Raw genomic sequence first — 2,527 nt, 5'->3', positions numbered from 1 at the left:
GCTCTCTGGTTCGCCAAGCCGCGCTGGCTGCATGAGCTGAAGCAGTGGTACCGCGATGACCAGATGCGCAATATGGCCGAGGGTACCGATCTGACCGCCACGCTAAGCTCCGCGACCCGCGTCCCGGGAGCCTATACGCTGCGCTGGGATGGAAAAGACAACAGCGGCAAGCAGGTGAAGCCTGGCAAGTACACCGTCCTGATCGAAGCTGCGCGTGAACACGGTGGCTATGATTTGCTGCGGCAGGAGATCAACCTCGACGGCAAGACCCCAGCCAAGTTCACGCTCAACGGCAAGGCCGAAGTTGGCACGGCAACGGTCGACTACGGAAAGCATTGAGCTGAAGACGGGAAGATGATCTAGAGCGTTTTCCCTGTTGCTCGGTATCCCGGAAGGGGCGTGCAGCGGCGTTTTCATTACGGAAAACGCCCTATGATGAGGAAGCGCTGGACTACAACCCACAGGGAAAATGCTCTATGGCAACAATGGTCACACCACCCAAGCGGCCGATCACGATGGCAGTGCGTCTACGCAGGCGCACTGCCATCATCTCGCGCTGGTTGCATATCTATCTCTCGATGGTCTCGTTCGCCATCGTTCTCTTCTTCTCGATCACCGGCATCACACTGAACCATGCTGAGGCACTGGGAGGAAAAGAGAAGACCACGGTCACTAAAGGTGAGCTTCCGCACGAGTGGCTGCGTCCTGCGAACGGTGCAGAGCCCGACAAGCTGAAGATTGCCGAAGATCTCCGCGCGCGTCACAAGCTGCATGGCGCAGTCTCGGACTTTCGTGTCGATGACAACCAGCTTGAGGTTTCCTTCAAAGGACCGGGATACGCGGCAGATATCTTCATCGATCGCGACACCAACAAGTACGACCTGACGGAGACCCGCAATGGCTTCGTCGCCGTTATCAACGACCTGCACAAGGGACGTGACACAGGCGCGGCCTGGTCGATGTTCATCGACATCTGTGCCGCGCTACTGACGCTGGTCTCACTGACTGGTCTGGTGCTTCTGTTCTTCGTGTATAAGCGCAGAGTCTCCGGCATGATTGTCGCCGCCGCCGGAGCTTTGATTGCCTATCTGGTCTACCTGCGCTTCGTCCCCTGACAGCTCAGGTATCGCCGCCCGGGCTGTATAAACACTGGTCACGATAAAACCCTCCGTCAGCGGCTGTTCACCGCGAAGGAGGGCGCGTACCCAGGCAAGAAAGCTTCTGCGCCTGGAGGCGAGTTCCGTTGCCCAGCGCACCTCTTCCTCGCTTGCCTCGCTGACCAGCACTGAACCCAGAACAACATCCTCATGCTGATCGCCTCCAAGGCGCTTCACCACTCCGGTCGCCCACGCAGCAGCCTCCTGATCGCGCGGCTCATAGTAGCCGCGATGGATACCTTCAGCGATGCAGCGGGCAAAGGTCTGCTCCGCTGCATCGAACCCATCGTCGAGGGTCTGCAGATCGATGAGCTTGTCCCCTTGAAAAGCACGCTCGGGGGTCTTCACCAAATCGGAGGCCATGGTGTAGTCGGTGCGCATACACTGCCCGACGGTCGGCAGATAGAAGTCCAGTCGCAGGATCCAGCGAAGCAGACGCAATGGTTCGGCTTCAAGAGCCACGCAGTGAATCGTTGTACGATCCCAGTGGCCGTCCGCCATTAGAACGGCCTCTCTGTCCTCTGGAGGCATGCGATCCCACAGATCGTGCTTCCGTAGCAGGTCGATGTGGAGACGGCGGGAGAGCACTTCCATCCCCTCCGGGATGGTCTTCTCCTTTAGGAAGCCTTCGCTCCCAGCGCGGTCGACCATGACCGCGAGCAGCAACATCTGCTCCGCAAAGTGTTTGCAAACACCCTGTATCTCCTCGGCCGAAGGCAGCGGCCTTTCTGGCTTCGAGGGGGCGATGCTCGGTGGTGAATCACCCTGCTGTTCGCGCCGGTTAAGCCACCAGATCACGGAGAACACGAGCGGGAGCATAAACATTGCGCGGCTGCCTAAAAGCCATGCGATGTAGGCGAGACAGAGTGTTGGCAAAATCAGTAGCGCCAGAAACTGCCGCAACCGTTTGCGCGCACGGCGGTCCTTACGGGCACGCTTCAGGTCGGCATAGGCCTGCACCCAACTGTGTTTGCCCAGAACGACCTGCCAATAGCTCCGTTTGAAGAGCAGGGCGAAGAGCGAGGACATCGCTCTATGGTAACGGCTAGAGCATTTTCGCTGTGGGTGTAGTGTGGGGCTTTCGCACCTATGGGCGTTCCCGCAATGAAAACGCCACTGCACGACCCTTCCGGGATACCCAGTAACAGGGAAAATGCTCTACTTCGACGACTTTGTCAGGTTCTCCGCCAGGAAGAGGCCGGACTTTCCCGCACTGACAATATCGAGGTCTCCATCGCCATCGATATCAACAACGACTGTCTGAACACCCGCACCCATGCGACCGCCGTAGTCGACGATGTGACGAATCCATTCCACTCCGCCGTTCCGAGGGTTCGCCTGCATCCCGGGCAGCTTACGCCACTCGTACC

3 protein-coding genes and 1 pseudogene are annotated in these 2,527 nt (G+C 58.7%); 2 read left to right on the top strand and 2 right to left on the bottom strand.

What is annotated here, in order from left to right:
• Both AB4043_RS22210 and AB4043_RS22205 read left to right on the top strand, forming a co-directional pair.
• A partial coding sequence (locus tag AB4043_RS22210) for a DUF2271 domain-containing protein (protein ID WP_442308120.1) occupies positions 1 to 339 on the top strand: 339 nt, incomplete at its 5' end.
• A 137-nt stretch (positions 340 to 476) separates the two neighbouring features.
• The gene (locus AB4043_RS22205; RefSeq protein WP_442303235.1) at positions 477 to 1,115 is read left to right on the top strand and encodes a PepSY-associated TM helix domain-containing protein; all 639 of its coding nucleotides are present in this window, start codon (positions 477 to 479) and stop codon (positions 1,113 to 1,115) included.
• Here the strand turns inward: AB4043_RS22205 and AB4043_RS22200 are convergent.
• On the bottom strand, positions 999 to 2,186 hold the full coding sequence (locus AB4043_RS22200; RefSeq protein WP_442303234.1) for a hypothetical protein: 1,188 nt from the start codon (positions 2,184 to 2,186) through the stop codon (positions 999 to 1,001). The two genes, AB4043_RS22205 and AB4043_RS22200, sit on opposite strands and share 117 nt — an antisense overlap.
• 129 nt (positions 2,187 to 2,315) lie before the next feature.
• A pseudogene (locus AB4043_RS22195) lies at positions 2,316 to 2,527 on the bottom strand (FG-GAP repeat domain-containing protein); the annotation flags it as partial.

Origin of the sequence: Terriglobus sp. YAF25, from assembly GCF_052113305.1 — a bacterium.
GTDB lineage: Bacteria > Acidobacteriota > Terriglobia > Terriglobales > Acidobacteriaceae > Terriglobus.
The sequence above is the reverse complement of the archived record's forward strand: the minus strand, read 5'-3'. Positions and strand labels throughout refer to the sequence as shown.

What these genes read in the sequence shown, in the direction of transcription:
- AB4043_RS22205 (WP_442303235.1), top strand. Translation starts at nt 477, where the DNA reads ATGGCAACAATGGTCACACCACCCAAGCGGCCGATCACGATGGCAGTG.
- AB4043_RS22200 (WP_442303234.1), bottom strand. Translation starts at nt 2,186, where the DNA reads ATGTCCTCGCTCTTCGCCCTGCTCTTCAAACGGAGCTATTGGCAGGTC.